The organism is Herbaspirillum aquaticum, assembly GCF_002213425.1.
In the GTDB taxonomy this organism is placed as follows: Bacteria; Pseudomonadota; Gammaproteobacteria; order Burkholderiales; family Burkholderiaceae_D; genus Herbaspirillum; species Herbaspirillum aquaticum.
In genome coordinates, this window is sequence record NZ_NJGV01000002.1 from 61670 (window position 1) to 78205 (window position 16536).

A 16536-nucleotide genomic window follows, 5' to 3' on the forward strand; every position below is an offset into this window, starting at 1 on the left:
TCTTCACGTGCTAAAGTCCCGGCTGCTGTCGTGGCGGACCACAGGTCCGCTGCGCGGCAACAAGTTCTCGGGGCGGGGTGAAACTCCCCACCGGCGGTAATCAGGCGGCACCTGGCGGTGTTGCGTGTAGCCCGCGAGCGCCCGGCCTGTCGCCATGACGAGCCGGGGTCAGCAGACCTGGTGTGATTCCGGGGCCGACGGTCACAGTCCGGATGAAAGAGAACGGGATGTCCGGTGTCGTGCCGCTTTTTGGCGGCGCGCGCGGCCGCGCATTCCCACGCCCTGTTTATTCATCGAACAGGAGTCCTGAACCATGTCGCAATCGCATCAATCGCATCTCTCTGCCGTACCTTCCCACCACGCCCAACGCATCGCCTTCGTCCAGGCCAGCTGGCACAAGGACATCGTCGACCAGTGCCGCATCGCCTTCACCGAGGAGATGGCCAAGCTGGGCTGGCCGGCCTCCAGCATCGATTTCTTCGAACTGCCGGGCGCCTTCGAAATCCCCCTGCACGCCAAGGTCCTGGCCAAGACCGGCAAGTACGCCGGCATCGTGGCCAGTGGCCTGGTGGTCGATGGCGGCATCTATCGCCATGACTTCGTGGCGCAATCGGTCATCTCGGCGCTCATGCAGGTGCAGCTGGAAACCGAAGTGCCGGTCTTCTCGGCCGTGCTGACCCCGCATCATTTCCACTCCCACAGCGAACACCACGATTACTTCCACCAGCATTTCCTGGTCAAGGGACGTGAAGCCGCGCACGCTTGCGCTACCACGGTGGCCAAGCTGGCGGAAGTGCGCGCAGCCGATGCTGCGCAGCGCAGCCTGAACGCGGCCTGAGGCTTGGCCCCGGCCGCCTGCGCTACTGATGCAGGCGGTTGAAGCAGCGATTGCGGGGGATTCGTCGGAATCGCCCGCCGGGTGCGGAAGTGGCCAAATTTAGCTTCACATTGCGCTTAACATTTGTGAAGCATTTGCTTACAACCCTTACGGCTTTCGCCTAGAGTTGTCAGGTTCGGGGGGATATAGTCACGCTACGTCATTCAGAACAACGAGGAGCTATCGTGAAAAAGTCGATTTCCCTGATTGCCGGCATGGCTGTCTTTGCTGCCGTTGCCGGTCTGTCCGCAGCACCGGCCATGGCCGGACATGTGTCCATCGGCGTCAACATCGGCGTGCCTGCTTACGTGGCTCCGCAGCCTGTGTACGTGCAGCCGGCCCCCGTGTATGCGCCACCGCCGGTGTATGTGCGCCCGGCACCGGTCTACGTGCGTCCGGCACCGGTTTATTACGCACCGGCCCCGGTGTATGTGGAGCGTGAGTACCATCGTGGCCATCACCGTCACTGGCATCGTCCGCCGCCGCCCCCGGGCTACGGCTACTGGGGTCGTTGATCCCCGGGCAGCAGGCAAGAAAAATGGCGGCTTGAGGGCCGCCATTTTTTCGTTCATGCAACGCTCAGCCATCGTGCCCGGCTGAACCCGGGCAAGGCTTATTTCTTCGCGGGTGCGGTGTCGTCATCGACGTCGACCAGCAGGTAGCGTTCGGCCGCGCCGAAGAAGCGATCGTAGAAGTCCGGCGAGCGGATGGTTTCGCTGGACACGCGCACCATCGAATCATCGCTGGCGGCAAAGGGCATCGACACCGATCCCAGGACGCTCACGCCCAGGCTGGCCGAGCTGTTGCTCTTCTTGATGCCGTAGCCATCCTGGGTGGCGCTGGCGAACATGGTCGAGCTCTTGCCGTTGCCGTTGGAGGCGCACACGACATGGAAGGCGATTTCCATGTGCTTGTCGCTGGCCGGCTGGAAGCTCTTGTTGCCGTCCAGAGTGTTGTCGGTGGACTTGTTGATCACGTAGCCCTGGCCCAGCAGCGCACGGCGTGCGGCTTCGCAGACGGCTTTTTCGCTGCCGGGGAAGCTGCGCGAGAAGGCGCTGGTATCGCTGAATTCCTCTTGGTGATAGAAGGCGGTCTTGCCAGTAGTACAAGCAGTCAGGCCGAGGCTGGCGGCGGTGACGAGCAGCAGTGGAATAGAAAAACGCGGGCGCGGCATGCGGCGGATCTCCGGCAACAATGAGAAGTGGCCTGAATTGTAAAGGATTCACGAAGCTCAGAGTTTGGGCGGATGGTAAAGATCCGTAACAGATGGCGTATCAGCTGATGAGAACAGGAATGAAGACGCGCGCAGGCAGTCGACATGAAGGTAAAATCACTTGTCGAATTGCCTGACTGAAAGTAATGTTAGGAGATTCAAGGGAGTGGTCTTCCATCGGGACGATCATGAATTTGCCGGGCAAGCCGGGCACATTCGCAAACGGCCTCGTCAAGGAACATGGACAAAAATCAGAAAGCGGAATTGGAGCGCATCCAGAAGGAACTGGTGGACGCACACAATAAGGCTGCGTGGCAGATGGCCGCAACGATCATCAAGGCCTCGCTGGTCAAGAACGGCATGGACCAGCCGCCCACTCCGGCCGAACTGGCGGACCTCAACGCCACCATCACCAACCTGCGCAGTGTGGCGGAGGATGCGCTGGAGTTGCTCAAGCGCTGAGCCCTTTCGCATTCGCCATGCTTGCACCCTCAAAGGCAGGGCTTTCCGCCCGCCTCATCTGGTCTGAACGCAGCGCTTCTGCTGCCGCGTTTCCTGTGGTTTCCTAACTTGCCTTGCCTTTCTCAGCGCGTCGCTTCAGATAGAACAGCGCTGCTGTCGCGATGCTCAGTCCGAAGGCCCAATTGACCAGTTGCGAGTGGGTCTGCGTCAGCCGGCCAGGGGAACTCATGAAAACGGCGAAGGCGGTGGGGGCGACCAGCCAAGCGAAGCTTGCACACAGGTTGAAGAGCCGCTTGATGGCGCCGCTCGGGCCACCCAGTATTTCTGCCAGCAGCAGGATGGGCAAGGCGATGAATCCCAATTTGTCACGCTGGTAGGTTGCGGGGTAGATGCGGGGCAGACCCAGTATCAGTGCGTTGAAGGTCCAGACTAGATAGATGGCAGTCAGGACATAGAGGATGCTGCGACTCTTGCGTCGCAGACGCACCGTCCACGGTAGTGTCGCCGGTACTGGCAAGCCTTCGCGAAAATACCGATTGGACGGCGCGCGCGTCAGCAGGTAGAGCGCGTAGACAAAGATGAAGATGTTCAACAGCTGTGCGCTAACCGCAACTCTCAACGAGGGGGGAGCGGAAAACCAAAGGACCAGCGCTAACACGGGGCCCAGGAGTAGCAAAGGTCGGGCCCACCGCTTCGCCTTGAGCAAGGCATAGGCTTGCAAGGGTGGAACGAGAACTTGATATCAGCAACTCGCCCAAAACACTTTCAGATACAACGAGGCGTCTGGCTGCGCCAAGGCCGCCAGGTAGCTTTTGCCGTAGAGCACCAGCAAGCACGAGGACGTGCCAGCGCCGATGAGCAGGGCGTAGGCGAAGATGGTGACCACTGCAGGACGTTCTCTGATAGGCGGGGACGACGGAACCGGCGCTTGAGCGCCATCGGCGTGCAGGACATTCTCATCGGGAAGGGGCATGCTGCCCGATCGGGCGGCCTCTTGGGTAGTCATCATGGCTGGGCAGTCATATTGAGGGCGCGTCAAGCCGTGGGGTGCAACTTTTCTTGCTGGCTAAGCGCGGCAATGGGAAATAACTGCGTATGTTATCGAAATTTCCGGAAGGAAACTGATTCGTTTTCTAGCGCGTTGACGGAAAGGATTGCGCCCAATTCGATGGCGGCAATTGCTAGAGATGGCTGTCTTGTGTTCCTGAGAACACTGGTGGTGGGGGTAGTCGGAATCGAACCGACACGGCCTTGCGGCCGAGGGATTTTAAGTCCCTTGTGTCTACCAATTTCACCATACCCCCGGTCTTGCAGCTGCCGCCATGCCGCACGCTGGTGCGCTGGCCGGACTGTCTTGGTCATCGCCTTTGCTGCCGCGATGCCGGCGAGGGCCGCCGGAAAAGGGACGCATTATAGCAGCGACTTGCGCCGCATCATTTGTTTTTTCCTGCGGAAATTCCCGAATTTTTCTTGTGGGCGGAGGCGGGCACGCCTGCTGCCCCGTTTGCCGTCGACAGACAGCATTCCCTCCTGTTCCAGGGTGCCATTTCCGGCCGACAAGCTGTCTTGAAAGGGTAGAATGACGACTTCTTTCATCTGGAAAGCCCTCACCATGACTGAAGCGGTAGTCAAGACAGTGCAGTGCATTTCACCCGCCGGCCTGCACACCATGGCTTACAAGGAGTGGGGCGATGCACGCAATCCCAATGTGCTGGTGTGCGTGCACGGCGTCACGCGGGTCTCCGACGATTTCGACCGCATGGCCCGCGAGCTCTGCGACACCTATCGGGTGATCTGCCCCGACGTGGTCGGACGCGGCCGTTCCGGCCGCCTGGCCAATGCGCAGTTCTATACGGTGCCGCAATACGTGAGCGACATGGTGACCCTGCTGGCTCGCGCCGATGCCGAGATTGTCGACTGGTTCGGCACCTCCATGGGCGGCCTGATCGGCATGGGACTGGCCTCGCTGCCGGGCAACCCGATCCGCCGCCTGGTGCTCAACGATATCGGCCCCTCCATCAACGGTGCCGCCCTGGCGCGCATCGGTGACTACATCGGCCAGGACGTGCGCTTCGACACCTTCGAGGAAGCGGCCCAGTTCATCCGTACCATTTCCGTCAGTTTCGGTCAGCACAGCGATGAAGAATGGCACAAGCTGGCCAAGGACGTGCTGCGCCAGAACGAAGAGGGCAAGTGGGTGCGCCATTACGACCTGGGCCTGGCCGTCCCCTTCAAGCTGACCACGCCGGAAGCCGCCAGCGCGGCCGAGCAGATGCTGTGGGCAGCCTATGATGCCATCCGCTGTCCGACCCTGGTGGTGCGCGGGGCACAATCCGACCTGCTGCTGCCGGAAGTGGCACAGGAAATGACCCGTCGCGGCCCCAAGGCCAAACTGGTGGAACTGCCCGACGTGGGCCACGCTCCCACTTTCATGCATGCCCCGCAGATCGAGGTGGCGCGCCAGTTCCTGCTGGGCTGAGCGCCCGGCGATCCGATTGCGTTTTTCATTACCGGCGCGCATTGCCGCCGGGTTTTACTAGGAAGGAAATTTCATGTCCGTACAACGTCTGCACGTCGGCAAGCGTCTCTCCGAGGTCGCCATTCACAACGGTACCGTCTACCTGGCCGGCCAGATCGCCGAAGACGCCACCCAGAACATCGAAGGCCAGACCCGCGAAGTGCTGGGTCATATCGACCGCCTGCTGGGCGAAGCCGGCAGCGACAAGACCAAGATCCTGTCGTGCCAGATCTTCCTGTCCGATGTGAAGGATTTTGCTGGCATGAATGCCGTCTGGGACGAGTGGGTCGCCCCCGGCAATGCGCCCCCACGCGCTACCGTTGAAGCCAAGCTGGCCCGTCCCGAACTGCTGGTGGAAATCATCATCGTCGCTGCACAGAAGTAATCTATGGTTTCGGTAGCAAGCACCCAGGGCGAAGGCCTGGCGGCCATAACCGCCGGACTTGGTCCTGACGATGTCGCACGGGTCGAGCAGGCCGTGGCCGAACTCGAACCGCTGTATGCCGACAGGCAGATCCTGTCCGGGCAGAATGCACTGCAATTCGCGGTGTCGGTGGCCACCGTGCTCACTGCCCTCAATGTCGATGCCGCCACCCGCATTGCCGGACTGGCCTTCGAGGCCCAGATGCTCTATCCCGAGCTGGAAGAAAAGCTCGAAGAACGCTTCGGCAAGGAAATTGCCGAGCTGGTGGGCAATGTGCGCCAGCTGATGCGCTTTCACAGCCTGAGCTTCCAGCCCCAGAACCAGGAAGTCCTGCGCGGCAAGAATGCCGCCCAGCAGGCTGCGGCCCAGGTCGAAACCCTGCGCAAGATGCTGCTGGCCATGGCCACCGACATGCGCGCGGTGCTGGTGCGGCTGGCTTCGCGCGTGGCCACGCTGCGCTACTTCGCCGAGACCAAGCAGGAGAACGAAGCCAGCGCGCAGTATGCCCGCCAGACCTTCGATCTCTATGCGCCGCTGGCCAATCGTCTGGGCATCTGGCAACTGAAGTGGGAACTGGAAGACCTGTCCTTCCGCTTCCTGGAGCCGGTGACCTACAAGCGCATCGCCAAGATGCTGGAAGAAAAGCGGCTGGAGCGCGAAGCCTTCGTGGCCAATGCGATCACGCGCCTGCGCACCGAGATGGCGGCGCAGGATATCCGCGCCGAGGTCAGTGGCCGCCCCAAGCACATCTACAGCATCTGGAACAAGATGCGCGGCAAGTCCATCGATTTCTCCGAGCTTTACGATGTGCGCGCCTTCCGTGTCATCGTCGATGATGTGAAGACGTGTTATGCGGTGCTGGGCATCGTGCACGATATCTGGACGCCGATTCCCGAGGAGTTCGACGACTACATTTCGCGCCCCAAGCAGAACGGTTACCAGTCCCTGCACACGGTGGTCATGGCTGAAGATGGCCGGGCGCTGGAAGTGCAGATCCGCACGCACGAGATGCATCACTTCGCCGAATACGGCGTGGCGGCGCACTGGCGCTACAAGGAAAGTGGCGGCTCCAATTTCTCGGCGCAGAAGTATGACGAGAAGATTGCCTGGCTGCGTCAGCTGCTGGCCTGGAAGAACGAAGTCACCGACGCCGTGGTGGACCAGGAAGAAGTGCGCCGCGACTGGGTTCAAAAGCTCAAATCGGCCACCCTGGACGAACGCATCTATGTGCTCACGCCCCAGGCCCGCGTGATCGAATTGCCCAGCGGCGCCACGCCGATCGACTTCGCTTATCACCTGCACAGCGACGTCGGCCACCGCTGCCGTGGGGCACGGGTCGATGGCGTGATGGTGCCGCTCAATACCACGCTCAAGAACGGCCAGACCGTGGAGATCATCACGGCCAAGAGTGGGGCCGGTGTGGGGCCGTCGCGCGATTGGCTGGGGGCGGGCTACGCGGCCAGCTCGCGGACACGCTCCAAGATTCGCGCCTGGTTCAATGCCATAGAGCAGCAGGAGACGCTTTCCGTGGGCCGTGGCCTGCTGGAAAAGACCCTGCAGCGCGAGGGCAAGACTGCCGTCAACCTCGAAGAGCTGGCCCAGAAGCTGGGCTTCGACAAGGTCGATGACCTATGCCTGTCGCTGGCCAAGGAAGAATTCAGCCTGCGGCACGTGGAACAGGCGCTGCACGAGGGTGAGGAAAAGAAGCCCGAGATCGATGACGAAGCCCTCATCACCCGCAAGAGCCGTGCATCGAGCATCGTGCAGGGGGCCAAGTCGGGCGTGCTGGTGGTCGGTACGGACGGTCTGCTCACCCAGCTGGCGCGCTGCTGCAAGCCGGCGCCGCCCGATGTGATCGCCGGGTTTGTCACGCGTGGCAAGGGTGTCTCCATTCATCGGGTCAACTGCAAGAATTTCGCCGAGATGAGCTCGCATGCGCCGGAACGGGTGATCCAGACCACCTGGGGTGCGCCGGCACGCGATACCGTGTATCCGGTCGATATCTTCGTGCTGGCCAGCGATCGCCAGGGCTTGCTGCGGGATATCTCCGATATCTTCCTGCGCGACAAGATCAACGTGATCGGGGTGAGCACGCAAAGCGTGAAGGGGCATGCGCGCATGGCCTTTACGGCCGAGATCGGCTCAACCGAGCAATTGCAGAAAGCACTCACTGTGATTCGCGAGGTCAAGGGCGTGATCGAGGCCAAGCGGCAATAGCCGACTGGACTTGGGCAGCAGGTAAGGCAGGAGCAGCAAGCAAGAGGGGAGGGAGGCTGGATACTTGGCGAAATACGCTAACTATTTTTAATTTTTCATCATTTACCCCTTGGCAAATTTTGAAAAGCCTCCTATACTCTCGCTTCTTCGTTAGGCGCGTAGCTCAGCTGGTTAGAGCACTACCTTGACATGGTAGGGGTCGTTGGTTCGAGTCCAATCGTGCCTACCAATTCTTCCGGTTCCGTTCGGGATGGCTGGGTTGGGCGAAGCAAACAAAAGGAGGCGCGTTCTCGGCTTCCTTTTTTGTTTTATCAAGTTCTTGCAGTTTCGATAGGCGCGTAGCTCAGCTGGTTAGAGCACTACCTTGACATGGTAGGGGTCGTTGGTTCGAGTCCAATCGTGCCTACCAATTCATTTGCTTCCTGATGGGGCGAAAGGGTTGGTTGAAGAAATCTGCAGAATTCAACAAAAGGAAGCGCATTGGCGGCTTCCTTTTTGTTTTTCTGCCTCCCTTTTCTTTCACTTTTTTTCATCTTCCTCCTGTTCTGACTGCCGCTGACGCGGTGCTCATCCTGGCTGCGCGCGTGGTTTTGCGAAGGGTCAATGGCGGGTGTAAAAAAACGCGTTTCGTGACGGAATACGCCAGATGTTTCGCGGAAGCATCTCAAAATGCTTTACACTTGCGTCGAATTTTTTCGGCAACAACATCTCCAATCCTCATTTTCACGGTTCAGCGAATTTCCCTATGGCAGCAGATGATCAGTATTTCCTCGTGGTTGATGACTTTTCGACGATGCGTCGCATTGTCAGCGGCCTGCTCAAGGAGCTCGAATACACCAAGATGGTGGAGGCCGACGACGGTTCTTCGGCACTGAAGATCCTGGAGGCGGGCGCCTTGCCGGTGACCTTTGTGCTGACCGACTGGAACATGCCGGGCATGGATGGGCTGACGCTGCTCAAGAAAATCCGTGCCACGCCTTCTCTGGCGCACCTGCCGGTACTGATGATCACGGCCGAAGCCAAGAAGGAAAACATTGTCATGGCGGCGCAGTCGGGCGCGGATGGTTATATCGTCAAGCCCTTTACGGCAGCTACCCTGAAGGAAAAGATCGAAAAGATCCTGGCGCGGCGCGCTACGATGGCCGCCGCGTAATCGGCTGCTGTATCCGGACTGGGGTGCAGCTGGTCCCGGGCATAAAGACGGCATCCTTGGATGCCGTTTTGCTTTTGGGGGTCAAGCTTCAGTTTCGGGTGGGTGAAAAAGAAGGAGTCTGCTTTTCATCGCTGTTTCCGGCCGGTCGCACCGACCTGCAAGGCCCTGGTGACGGCGGTTCCGGCGGTGTCATGCGGGAGCGGTGCCGATGTTCGTGCAAAGTTTGCTATAATGCGCGGCCATGGCCTGATCTGCCCTTGCTGGCAGCGGCCTCCAGTATTCATCCCCTCATCTGTAAGAGCGAGAAAGGCACACCGGTTATGACACCGCGAACTACCACCGAGGTTTTCACGCGACGCTAGTCGGGTTCTTTTTCGTCCTTTGAAAAAGCGCGGCTGGTCCGCGTTTTTTTTTCGTCCTTCTTTTCGACATTACCCTCAACAGGCAAGGCAGCAAAGCTGCCGACATGGAGTGCACAATGGTTTCAGTTCGTCTTCCCGATGGTTCGCAACGCCAGTTCGACAATCCGGTCACGGTGGCGCAGGTCGCCGCCAACATCGGCACCGGCCTGGCCAAGGCGGCGCTGGCTGGCCGCGTCGATGGCAAGCTGGTCGATACCTCTTATCTGATCGATAAGGACGCCGACCTGGCCATCATCACCGACAAGGATCCGGACGGCCTGGAAGTGATTCGCCACTCCACCGCCCACTTGTTGGCCTACGCGGTCAAGGAGCTGTTCCCTGAGGCGCAAGTGACCATCGGTCCGGTCATCGACAACGGTTTCTATTACGACTTCTCGTACAAGCGTCCCTTCACCCCTGAAGACCTGCAAGCCATCGAGAAGAAGATGGCCGAGCTGGCCAAGAAGGATGAGCCGGTCACCCGCAAGGTGCTGCCGCGTGACGAAGCCGTGGCTTATTTCAAGTCCATCGGCGAAGCCTACAAGGCCGAGATCATTGCCTCCATCCCGCAGAATGAAGACGTGTCGCTCTACACCGAAGGCAGTTTCACCGACCTGTGCCGCGGCCCGCACGTGCCGTCTACCGGCAAGCTGAAGGTGTTCAAGCTGATGAAGCTGGCCGGTGCCTACTGGCGTGGCGATTCCAATAACGAGATGCTGCAGCGTGTCTACGGTACCGCCTGGGCCAAGAAGGAAGACCAGGAAGCCTACCTGCACATGCTGGAAGAGGCTGAAAAGCGCGACCACCGCAAGCTGGGCCGCGCGCTGGACCTGTTCCACTTCCAGGACGAGGCCCCGGGCCTGATCTTCTGGCATCCCAAGGGCTGGACCATCTGGCAGCAGGTGGAGCAGTACATGCGCCGCGTGTATCAGGACAACGGTTATCAGGAAGTGAAGGCACCGCAGATTCTGGATCGTTCGCTGTGGGAAAAGACCGGTCACTGGGAAAACTATCGTGAAAACATGTTCACGACCGAGTCGGAAAACCGTGCCTATGCCTTGAAGCCGATGAACTGCCCGGGCCACATCCAGATCTTCAATTCCGGTCTGCACAGCTACCGCGACCTGCCGCTGCGTTATGGCGAATTCGGCCAGTGCCACCGCAACGAGCCCTCGGGCGCGCTGCACGGCATGATGCGCGTGCGCGGCTTCACCCAGGATGATGGTCACATCTTCTGTACCGAAGACCAGATCCAGGAAGAAGTGGCGGCCTTCAACCGCGTGGTGCGTGAGGTTTATGACTGCTTCGGTTTCAAGGAAGTGGCCGTGAAGCTGGCCCTGCGCCCGGAAAAGCGCATCGGCGCAGAAGAGGTCTGGGACAAGGCCGAAAACGCCCTGCGCGAAGCCATCCGCGCCTCCGGTTCGGAATGGGAAGAGCTGCCGGGTGAGGGTGCTTTCTATGGCCCGAAGATCGAATACCACCTGAAGGATTCCATCGGCCGTTCCTGGCAGTGCGGCACCATGCAGGTGGACTTCTCCATGCCGGCGCGCCTGGGTGCTGAATATGTAACGGAAGACAACAACCGCAAGGTGCCCGTGATGTTGCACCGGGCCATCGTCGGTTCGCTGGAGCGCTTCATCGCCATCCTGATCGAAAACCACGCCGGTGCCATGCCCTTGTGGCTGGCGCCAACGCAAGTTGTCATCCTGAATATTTCCGATGCGCAGGCCGATTATGTGCAGAACGTTGCACAAACGCTGAAAAAACAAGGGTTTAGGGTTGAGACCGATTTGCGCAACGAGAAGATTACCTATAAAATACGGCAGCATTCCATTCAGAAGCCGCCCTACATCTTGGTTGCCGGCGATAAAGAACGGGATGCCAACACTGTGGCCGTGCGAGCGCGGGGCAATGTCGATCTGGGCGTGATGTCCATCGACACCTTGGTGGAACGCCTCAAGGATGAGGTGGCCGCCAAAGCCTGAGACGGGGAAGCCTAGGGCTTCCTCCCAGCGCAAGAGCACGGCTTAATTCATTGGATTTTAAAAGGAAACTGCAATAGCTACTGACAAGTCGCATCGCCTCAATCGCGAGATCACTGCGCCGGAAGTGCGCCTTTCGGGTGTCGATAACGAGCCTCTGGGCATCGTCAGCCTGGCCGAAGCCTTACGGCTTTCCGAAGAGGCTGAAGTCGATCTGGTCGAGATTGCGCCCACTGCGCAACCTCCGGTTTGCCGTCTGATGGACTACGGCAAGTTCAAGTACCAGGAGCAGAAGAAGGCACACGAGGCCAAGCTCAAGCAGAAGGTCATCCAGGTCAAGGAAGTCAAGTTCCGCCCGGGTACCGATGATGGCGATTACAACATCAAGCTGCGCAACCTGACCAAGTTCCTGGAAGACGGTGACAAGACCAAGATCACGCTGCGTTTCCGCGGTCGTGAAATGGCTCACCAGGAAATCGGCATGCGCGTGCTGGAGCGCCTGAAGGCTGACCTGGAGCCGTATGGCCAGGTCGAGCAGTTTCCCAAGATGGAAGGTCGCCAGATGATCATGGTGCTGGCGCCCAAGAAAAAGAAATAAATCGTTTGGATCGTTTCGATCGTTCATAACGTTTATATTTTTTTCGGTTTTCCGGATTGCACGTCGTAGTTTCAGTCTAGCCGTATCAGGACGACATCCCTCCGGTGTCGTCCATGCCGCAGCAGCCAGGGCAATCCAGGCGGTGGCGGCAGTGTAGGGCCGACAAAGGATTTGCAGGGCGCAGGTAAAGCGCCAGGCAAAAGCAGCGGGTTCACCCGCTGTCAAATAAGTGAGAGCAGGCATCCAAGAGCAGCGAGCGTGCTGCCACCTGCAATCATCAAAAAATGGAGCTGTCCGAAAGGACAGAGTTGCTATGCCTAAGATGAAATCGAAGAGCAGCGCGAAGAAGCGTTTTCGCGTCCGCCCGGGCGGTACCGTCAAGCGCGGTCAAGCCTTCAAGCGTCACATCCTGACCAAGAAGACCACCAAGAACAAGCGTCAACTGCGCGGTACCGAGGGCGTCCATGAGACGAACCTGAATTCCGTTCGCGCGATGCTGCCGTTCGCTTAACCTCACCATACACTAAGGAGCTACTATGCCTAGAGTCAAACGTGGGGTAACAGCACGTGCCCGCCACAAGAAAGTCCTCGCACTCGCCAAGGGTTACCGCGGCCGTCGTAAAAACGTCTACCGTATCGCCAAGCAAGCAGTCATGCGCGCTGGCCAGTACGCGTACCGTGACCGTCGTAACAAGAAGCGCGTGTTCCGCGCACTGTGGATCGCCCGTATCAACGCCGCTGCGCGTTCGCACGGCGTGACCTACAGCGTGTTCATGAACGGCCTGAAGAAGGCTGCGATCGAACTGGATCGTAAGGTCCTGGCCGATATGGCTGTCACCGACAAGGCTGCTTTCGCTGCCATCGTCAACCAGGTGAAGGCCAACATCGCTGCCGCCTAAATCGACAGCGTGTTTGCGGTAGCCGGCCGCAACATCGGACGCAAGTCAGACGAGCAGCCGGCGCTGCAAAATCCTGCGGGGCAGAGGTGATACACCGATGCCCCGTATGTTTTTGATCCACGGTTTCGTGGATTTTTTTGATTCACCTTCCGTGAATCCCTTCTTTTCGACTTCGTCGTCGGATTTTCGATTGGAGCGAGACTTACCGCATGAATCCCCTAGACCAACTCCTGGGCCAACTGGTCACGCAGGCGCAGGCTGATTTCGCCGCCGCGCCCGACGCCGCCGCACTGGAAAACGCCAAGGCCAAGTACCTCGGCAAGACCGGTCAGATCACCGAGCAGATGAAGGGACTGGGCAAGCTGGCGCCGGAAGAGCGCAAGGTACAAGGGGCGATCATCAACGTCGCCAAAGAGCAGATCGAAACCGCGCTGACCGCACGTCGCGATGCACTGGCCAATGCCCAGATGCAGGCGCGCCTGAATGCGGAAGCCATCGATGTCACCTTGCCGGGCCGTGGCCGTGGCGTGGGCGGCATCCACCCCGTGATGCGCTCGTGGCAGCGCGTCGAGGAAATCTTCCGCTCCATCGGTTTTGATGTCGCCGACGGTCCCGAGATCGAGACCGACTGGACCAATTTCACCGCATTGAACAGCCCCGAGAACCACCCGGCGCGCTCGATGCAGGACACCTTCTACATCGAAGGCAACGACACCCAGGGCAAGCCGCTGCTGCTGCGTACCCACACCAGCCCGATGCAGGTGCGCTACGCCCGCATGAACAAGCCGCCCATCAAGGTCATCGCACCGGGCCGCACCTATCGCGTCGACAGCGATGCCACCCATTCGCCGATGTTCCACCAGGTCGAAGGCCTGTGGATCGCCGAGGACATCAGCTTCGCCGACCTCAAGGGCGTGTACCTCAACTTCGTCAAGGCCTTCTTCGAGACCGACGACCTGCAGGTGCGCTTCCGTCCCTCGTATTTCCCCTTCACCGAACCTTCGGCCGAGATCGACATCGCCTTCGGCAGCGGTCCCCTGAAGGGGCGCTGGCTGGAAGTCTCCGGCGCTGGCCAGGTGCACCCGACGGTGGTGCGCAACATGGGCCTGGACCCTGAGCAGTACATCGGTTTCGCGTTCGGCTCGGGCCTGGAGCGCCTGACCATGCTGCGCTACGGGATCAACGACCTGCGCCTGTTCTACGAAGGCGACCTGCGCTTCCTGAAGCAATTCAATTAATTCGATCACGCAGGGCGCCGCGCTGTCGCGGCGTGCCTCCGGCTCATAGCTCATAGCCGATAGCTGAAAGTCTGAATCATGCAATTCTCTGAAAACTGGCTGCGTACCATGGTCAACCCGACCATGACCTCGGATGAACTGTCGCACCTGCTGACCATGTCCGGCCTGGAAGTCGAGGAAGTCGAACCGGTTGCGCCTCCCTTCACCAACGTGGTGGTGGGCGAAGTGCTGGAAGTCTCCAAGCACCCGGATGCGGACCGCCTGAACGTATGCCGCGTCAATGTTCATACCGGCACCATCCTCAACATCGTCTGCGGCGCGCCCAATGTGCGCCCTGGTCTCAAGGTGCCTTGCGCCATGGTCGGCGCCGTGCTGCCGCCGGGTGCCGATGGCAAGCCTTTCGAGATCAAGGTCGGCAAGCTGCGCGGCGTGGAGTCGCAGGGCATGCTGTGCTCGGCCCGCGAACTGAAGCTGTCGGAAGATCATGGTGGCCTGCTGGAGCTGCCCGACGATGCACCGGTCGGCCAGAATTTCCGCGACTACCTGCAACTGAACGACCTGAAGTTCACCATCAAGCTGACCCCCAACAAGGCGGATTGCCTGTCGGTGCTGGGCGTGGCACGGGAAGTGTCGGCCCTGACCGGTACGCCCCTGAAGGCGCCGGTCTATCAGGCTGCCGCCGTCAATCTGGATGAGAAGCTGCCGGTGCGCATTTCCGCGCCCGAGCTGTGCGGCCGTTTTGCCGGTCGCGTGATCCGTGGCCTCAACGCCAAGGCCGCCACCCCGCAGTGGATGAAGCAGCGCCTGGAGCGCAGCGGACAGCGGCCGATCTCGGCGCTGGTCGATATCTCCAATTACGTGATGCTGGAACTGGGTCGTCCCTCGCACGTGTTCGATCTCGACAAGATCCATGGCGGCCTGGACGTGCGCTGGGGCCGCAAGGGTGAATCCCTGAAGCTCCTCAACGGCAATACCGTGGAAGTCGATGAGTGGGTCGGCGTGATCTCCGACGACAAGGAAATCGAATCCCTGGCCGGCATCATGGGTGGCGACGCCACTGCGGTCTCGCTGGACACCACCAACATCTACCTGGAAGCCGCGTTCTGGTTCCCGCAGGCGATCCAGGGTCGTGCCCGCCGCTACAACTTCTCGACCGATGCCGCGCATCGTTTCGAGCGAGGCGTGGACTTCGCCACCGTGGTCGATCACATCGAGCGCATCACGGCGCTGCTGCTGGAAATCTGCGGCACGCCCGATACCCGCGTGGGCCCGGTAGACGACCAGATCGTCAACCTGCCCAAGCGCGAACCGGTTTCCCTGCGCACCGCACGCGCGGCCAAGGTGATCGGCGTGGAGATCACTGACGAGATGGTCTCGGACATCTTCAAGCGCCTTGGCCTGACGTTCGACTACCAGCCTGGCCTGTTCTCGGTGACCCCGCCGTCCTATCGCTTCGACATCGAGATTGAGGAAGACCTGATCGAGGAAGTCGCGCGCGTCTACGGTTTCGAGAACATTCCGGCGCTGCCGCCGGTGGCCGCCAATGCCATGCGCATCGCGCCGGAGAACACGCGTTCGCTGTTCGCCATCCGTCGCCTGCTGGCCGATCAGGACTACCAGGAAGTGGTCAACTTCAGCTTCGTGGAAAGCGCCTGGGAAGCCGACTTCGCCGGCAACACCGATCCCATCAAGCTGTTGAATCCGATCGCCAGCCAGATGAGCGTGATGCGTTCGTCGCTCATCGCCGGCCTGGTCGCCAATGCACGCTACAACGTCAACCGCAAGGCGGCGCGTATCCGCGTCTTCGAAGCGGGTGCCGTGTTCCACAAGAACGCCGCCATCAGCGATGGTCCGCTGGCTGTCGCCGGTTTCGAGCAGCCCAAGCGCGTGGCTGCGCTGGCCTATGGTCCGGTGGCCGACGAGCAGTGGGGCCAGCCGACCCGCAACGTCGACTACTTCGACGTCAAGGCCGACCTGGAAGCACTGTTCGCGCCGCGCGCGCTGCGTTTCGTCAAGGCCGAACATCCGGCTCTGCATCCGGGACGCACTGCGCACGTACTGCTGGGTGAGAAGGTGGTCGGCGTGATCGGTGAACTGCATCCCAAGTGGCAGCAGAAGTACGACCTGCCGCTGGCGCCCGTGGTCTTCGAAGTGGATGCCGAGGCGCTGCAGCAGCGTGACCTGCCGTCCTACTCGGAAATTTCCAAGTTCCCGGCGGTCAGCCGCGACATCGCGCTGGTGGTGAAACAGTCGGTCGGTGCCCAGCAATTGCTGGACGTATTTGCCGCTGAAAAGCAGGCCAATCCGGATTGCGGCATCTTGCAAGCCCTTGTTTTATTTGATGAATATCAAGGCAAGGGGCTGGAAGCGGACGAAAAAAGCCTTGCGTTCCGCTGCACCTTGCAAGATACTCAAAACACCCTTCAGGATGACAAGGTTGACCTTGCGGTGAATGCACTGGTGGCCGCGGCGAGCGCCAAGCTCGGCGCCAGGTTGCGTGCCTGATGTGATGTCCGAGAGCGAAAATAATTACAGACCGGAATCGGTTGAGGCC

Annotated in this window: 17 protein-coding genes, 3 tRNA genes and 1 riboswitch; of the genes, 15 read left to right on the forward strand and 5 right to left on the reverse strand. The window is 60.1% G+C overall.

The window, feature by feature from the left end; all coding sequences use genetic code 11:
* Nucleotides 1-59 precede the first annotated feature (59 nt).
* Nucleotides 60-228, forward strand: a riboswitch (FMN riboswitch).
* A gap of 85 nt (nt 229-313) precedes the next feature.
* On the forward strand, nt 314-838 hold the full coding sequence (locus tag CEJ45_RS02620; protein ID WP_088753686.1) for a 6,7-dimethyl-8-ribityllumazine synthase: 525 nt from the start codon (nt 314-316) through the stop codon (nt 836-838).
* A gap of 224 nt (nt 839-1062) precedes the next feature.
* On the forward strand, nt 1063-1392 hold the full coding sequence (locus CEJ45_RS02625; protein WP_088753687.1) for a hypothetical protein: 330 nt from the start codon (nt 1063-1065) through the stop codon (nt 1390-1392).
* A 98-nt stretch (nt 1393-1490) separates the two neighbouring features.
* On the opposite strand, the gene CEJ45_RS02630 is transcribed toward CEJ45_RS02625, so the two are convergent.
* Entirely contained in the window at nt 1491-2051 is a 561-nt protein-coding gene (locus tag CEJ45_RS02630) for a DUF2242 domain-containing protein (RefSeq protein ID WP_088753688.1), read from the reverse strand.
* Between the two features lie 327 nt (nt 2052-2378).
* On the opposite strand from CEJ45_RS02630, the gene CEJ45_RS02635 reads away from it, so the two are divergent.
* The gene (locus CEJ45_RS02635) at nt 2379-2552 is read left to right on the forward strand and encodes a hypothetical protein (RefSeq protein ID WP_227022621.1); all 174 of its coding nucleotides are present in this window, start codon (nt 2379-2381) and stop codon (nt 2550-2552) included.
* Nucleotides 2553-2655: 103 nt separating this feature from the next.
* Here CEJ45_RS02635 and CEJ45_RS02640 read toward each other — a convergent pair whose 3' ends face one another.
* The 4 genes from CEJ45_RS02640 to CEJ45_RS02655 all read right to left on the reverse strand — a co-directional run bounded on the left by CEJ45_RS02640 (nt 2656) and on the right by CEJ45_RS02655 (nt 4148).
* The gene (locus CEJ45_RS02640) at nt 2656-3144 is read right to left on the reverse strand and encodes a hypothetical protein (protein ID WP_088753689.1); all 489 of its coding nucleotides are present in this window, start codon (nt 3142-3144) and stop codon (nt 2656-2658) included.
* A 150-nt stretch (nt 3145-3294) separates the two neighbouring features.
* Nucleotides 3295-3561, reverse strand: coding sequence for a hypothetical protein (locus CEJ45_RS02645; RefSeq protein ID WP_088753690.1), 267 nt, complete (start codon nt 3559-3561; stop codon nt 3295-3297).
* Between the two features lie 208 nt (nt 3562-3769).
* Nucleotides 3770-3856: transfer RNA gene (locus tag CEJ45_RS02650), tRNA-Leu, on the reverse strand.
* A 106-nt stretch (nt 3857-3962) separates the two neighbouring features.
* Complete coding sequence (locus tag CEJ45_RS02655; protein ID WP_141106952.1) at nt 3963-4148, reverse strand: hypothetical protein; 186 nt, start codon at nt 4146-4148, stop codon at nt 3963-3965.
* Nucleotides 4149-4164: 16 nt separating this feature from the next.
* Between CEJ45_RS02655 and CEJ45_RS02660 the strand changes: the two genes are divergently transcribed.
* From CEJ45_RS02660 to pheT, 12 genes are all read left to right on the forward strand, one after another.
* Nucleotides 4165-5031 carry an alpha/beta fold hydrolase gene (locus CEJ45_RS02660; protein ID WP_088753692.1) on the forward strand — a complete coding sequence of 289 codons (867 nt, stop codon included), beginning with the start codon at nt 4165-4167 and terminating at the stop codon, nt 5029-5031.
* A 73-nt stretch (nt 5032-5104) separates the two neighbouring features.
* On the forward strand, nt 5105-5455 hold the full coding sequence (locus CEJ45_RS02665) for a RidA family protein (protein WP_088753693.1): 351 nt from the start codon (nt 5105-5107) through the stop codon (nt 5453-5455).
* 3 nt (nt 5456-5458) lie between these two features.
* Nucleotides 5459-7711, forward strand: a complete 2253-nt coding sequence (locus CEJ45_RS02670; protein WP_088753694.1) for a RelA/SpoT family protein — start codon at nt 5459-5461, stop codon at nt 7709-7711.
* A gap of 152 nt (nt 7712-7863) precedes the next feature.
* A tRNA-Val gene (locus CEJ45_RS02675) sits at nt 7864-7940 on the forward strand.
* A gap of 103 nt (nt 7941-8043) precedes the next feature.
* Nucleotides 8044-8120 (forward strand) — tRNA-Val (locus CEJ45_RS02680).
* A 336-nt stretch (nt 8121-8456) separates the two neighbouring features.
* A complete protein-coding gene (locus CEJ45_RS02685; protein WP_088753695.1) occupies nt 8457-8864 on the forward strand; it encodes a response regulator in 408 nt (135 codons plus the stop codon).
* A gap of 478 nt (nt 8865-9342) precedes the next feature.
* Complete coding sequence (thrS, locus tag CEJ45_RS02690) at nt 9343-11250, forward strand: threonine--tRNA ligase (protein WP_088753696.1); 1908 nt, start codon at nt 9343-9345, stop codon at nt 11248-11250.
* 73 nt (nt 11251-11323) lie between these two features.
* Nucleotides 11324-11845 carry a translation initiation factor IF-3 gene (gene infC, locus CEJ45_RS02695; RefSeq protein ID WP_088753697.1) on the forward strand — a complete coding sequence of 174 codons (522 nt, stop codon included), beginning with the start codon at nt 11324-11326 and terminating at the stop codon, nt 11843-11845.
* A 313-nt stretch (nt 11846-12158) separates the two neighbouring features.
* Nucleotides 12159-12356 (forward strand): 50S ribosomal protein L35, encoded by a 198-nt coding sequence (rpmI, locus tag CEJ45_RS02700; protein ID WP_006712688.1) that lies wholly within the window; start codon nt 12159-12161, stop codon nt 12354-12356.
* A 25-nt stretch (nt 12357-12381) separates the two neighbouring features.
* The gene (rplT, locus tag CEJ45_RS02705; protein ID WP_006712690.1) at nt 12382-12744 is read left to right on the forward strand and encodes a 50S ribosomal protein L20; all 363 of its coding nucleotides are present in this window, start codon (nt 12382-12384) and stop codon (nt 12742-12744) included.
* 209 nt (nt 12745-12953) lie between these two features.
* Nucleotides 12954-13982 carry a phenylalanine--tRNA ligase subunit alpha gene (pheS, locus tag CEJ45_RS02710; RefSeq protein ID WP_034331543.1) on the forward strand — a complete coding sequence of 343 codons (1029 nt, stop codon included), beginning with the start codon at nt 12954-12956 and terminating at the stop codon, nt 13980-13982.
* Between the two features lie 78 nt (nt 13983-14060).
* Nucleotides 14061-16487, forward strand: coding sequence for a phenylalanine--tRNA ligase subunit beta (gene pheT, locus CEJ45_RS02715; RefSeq protein WP_088753698.1), 2427 nt, complete (start codon nt 14061-14063; stop codon nt 16485-16487).
* The last annotated feature ends 49 nt before the right edge of the window (nt 16488-16536 follow it).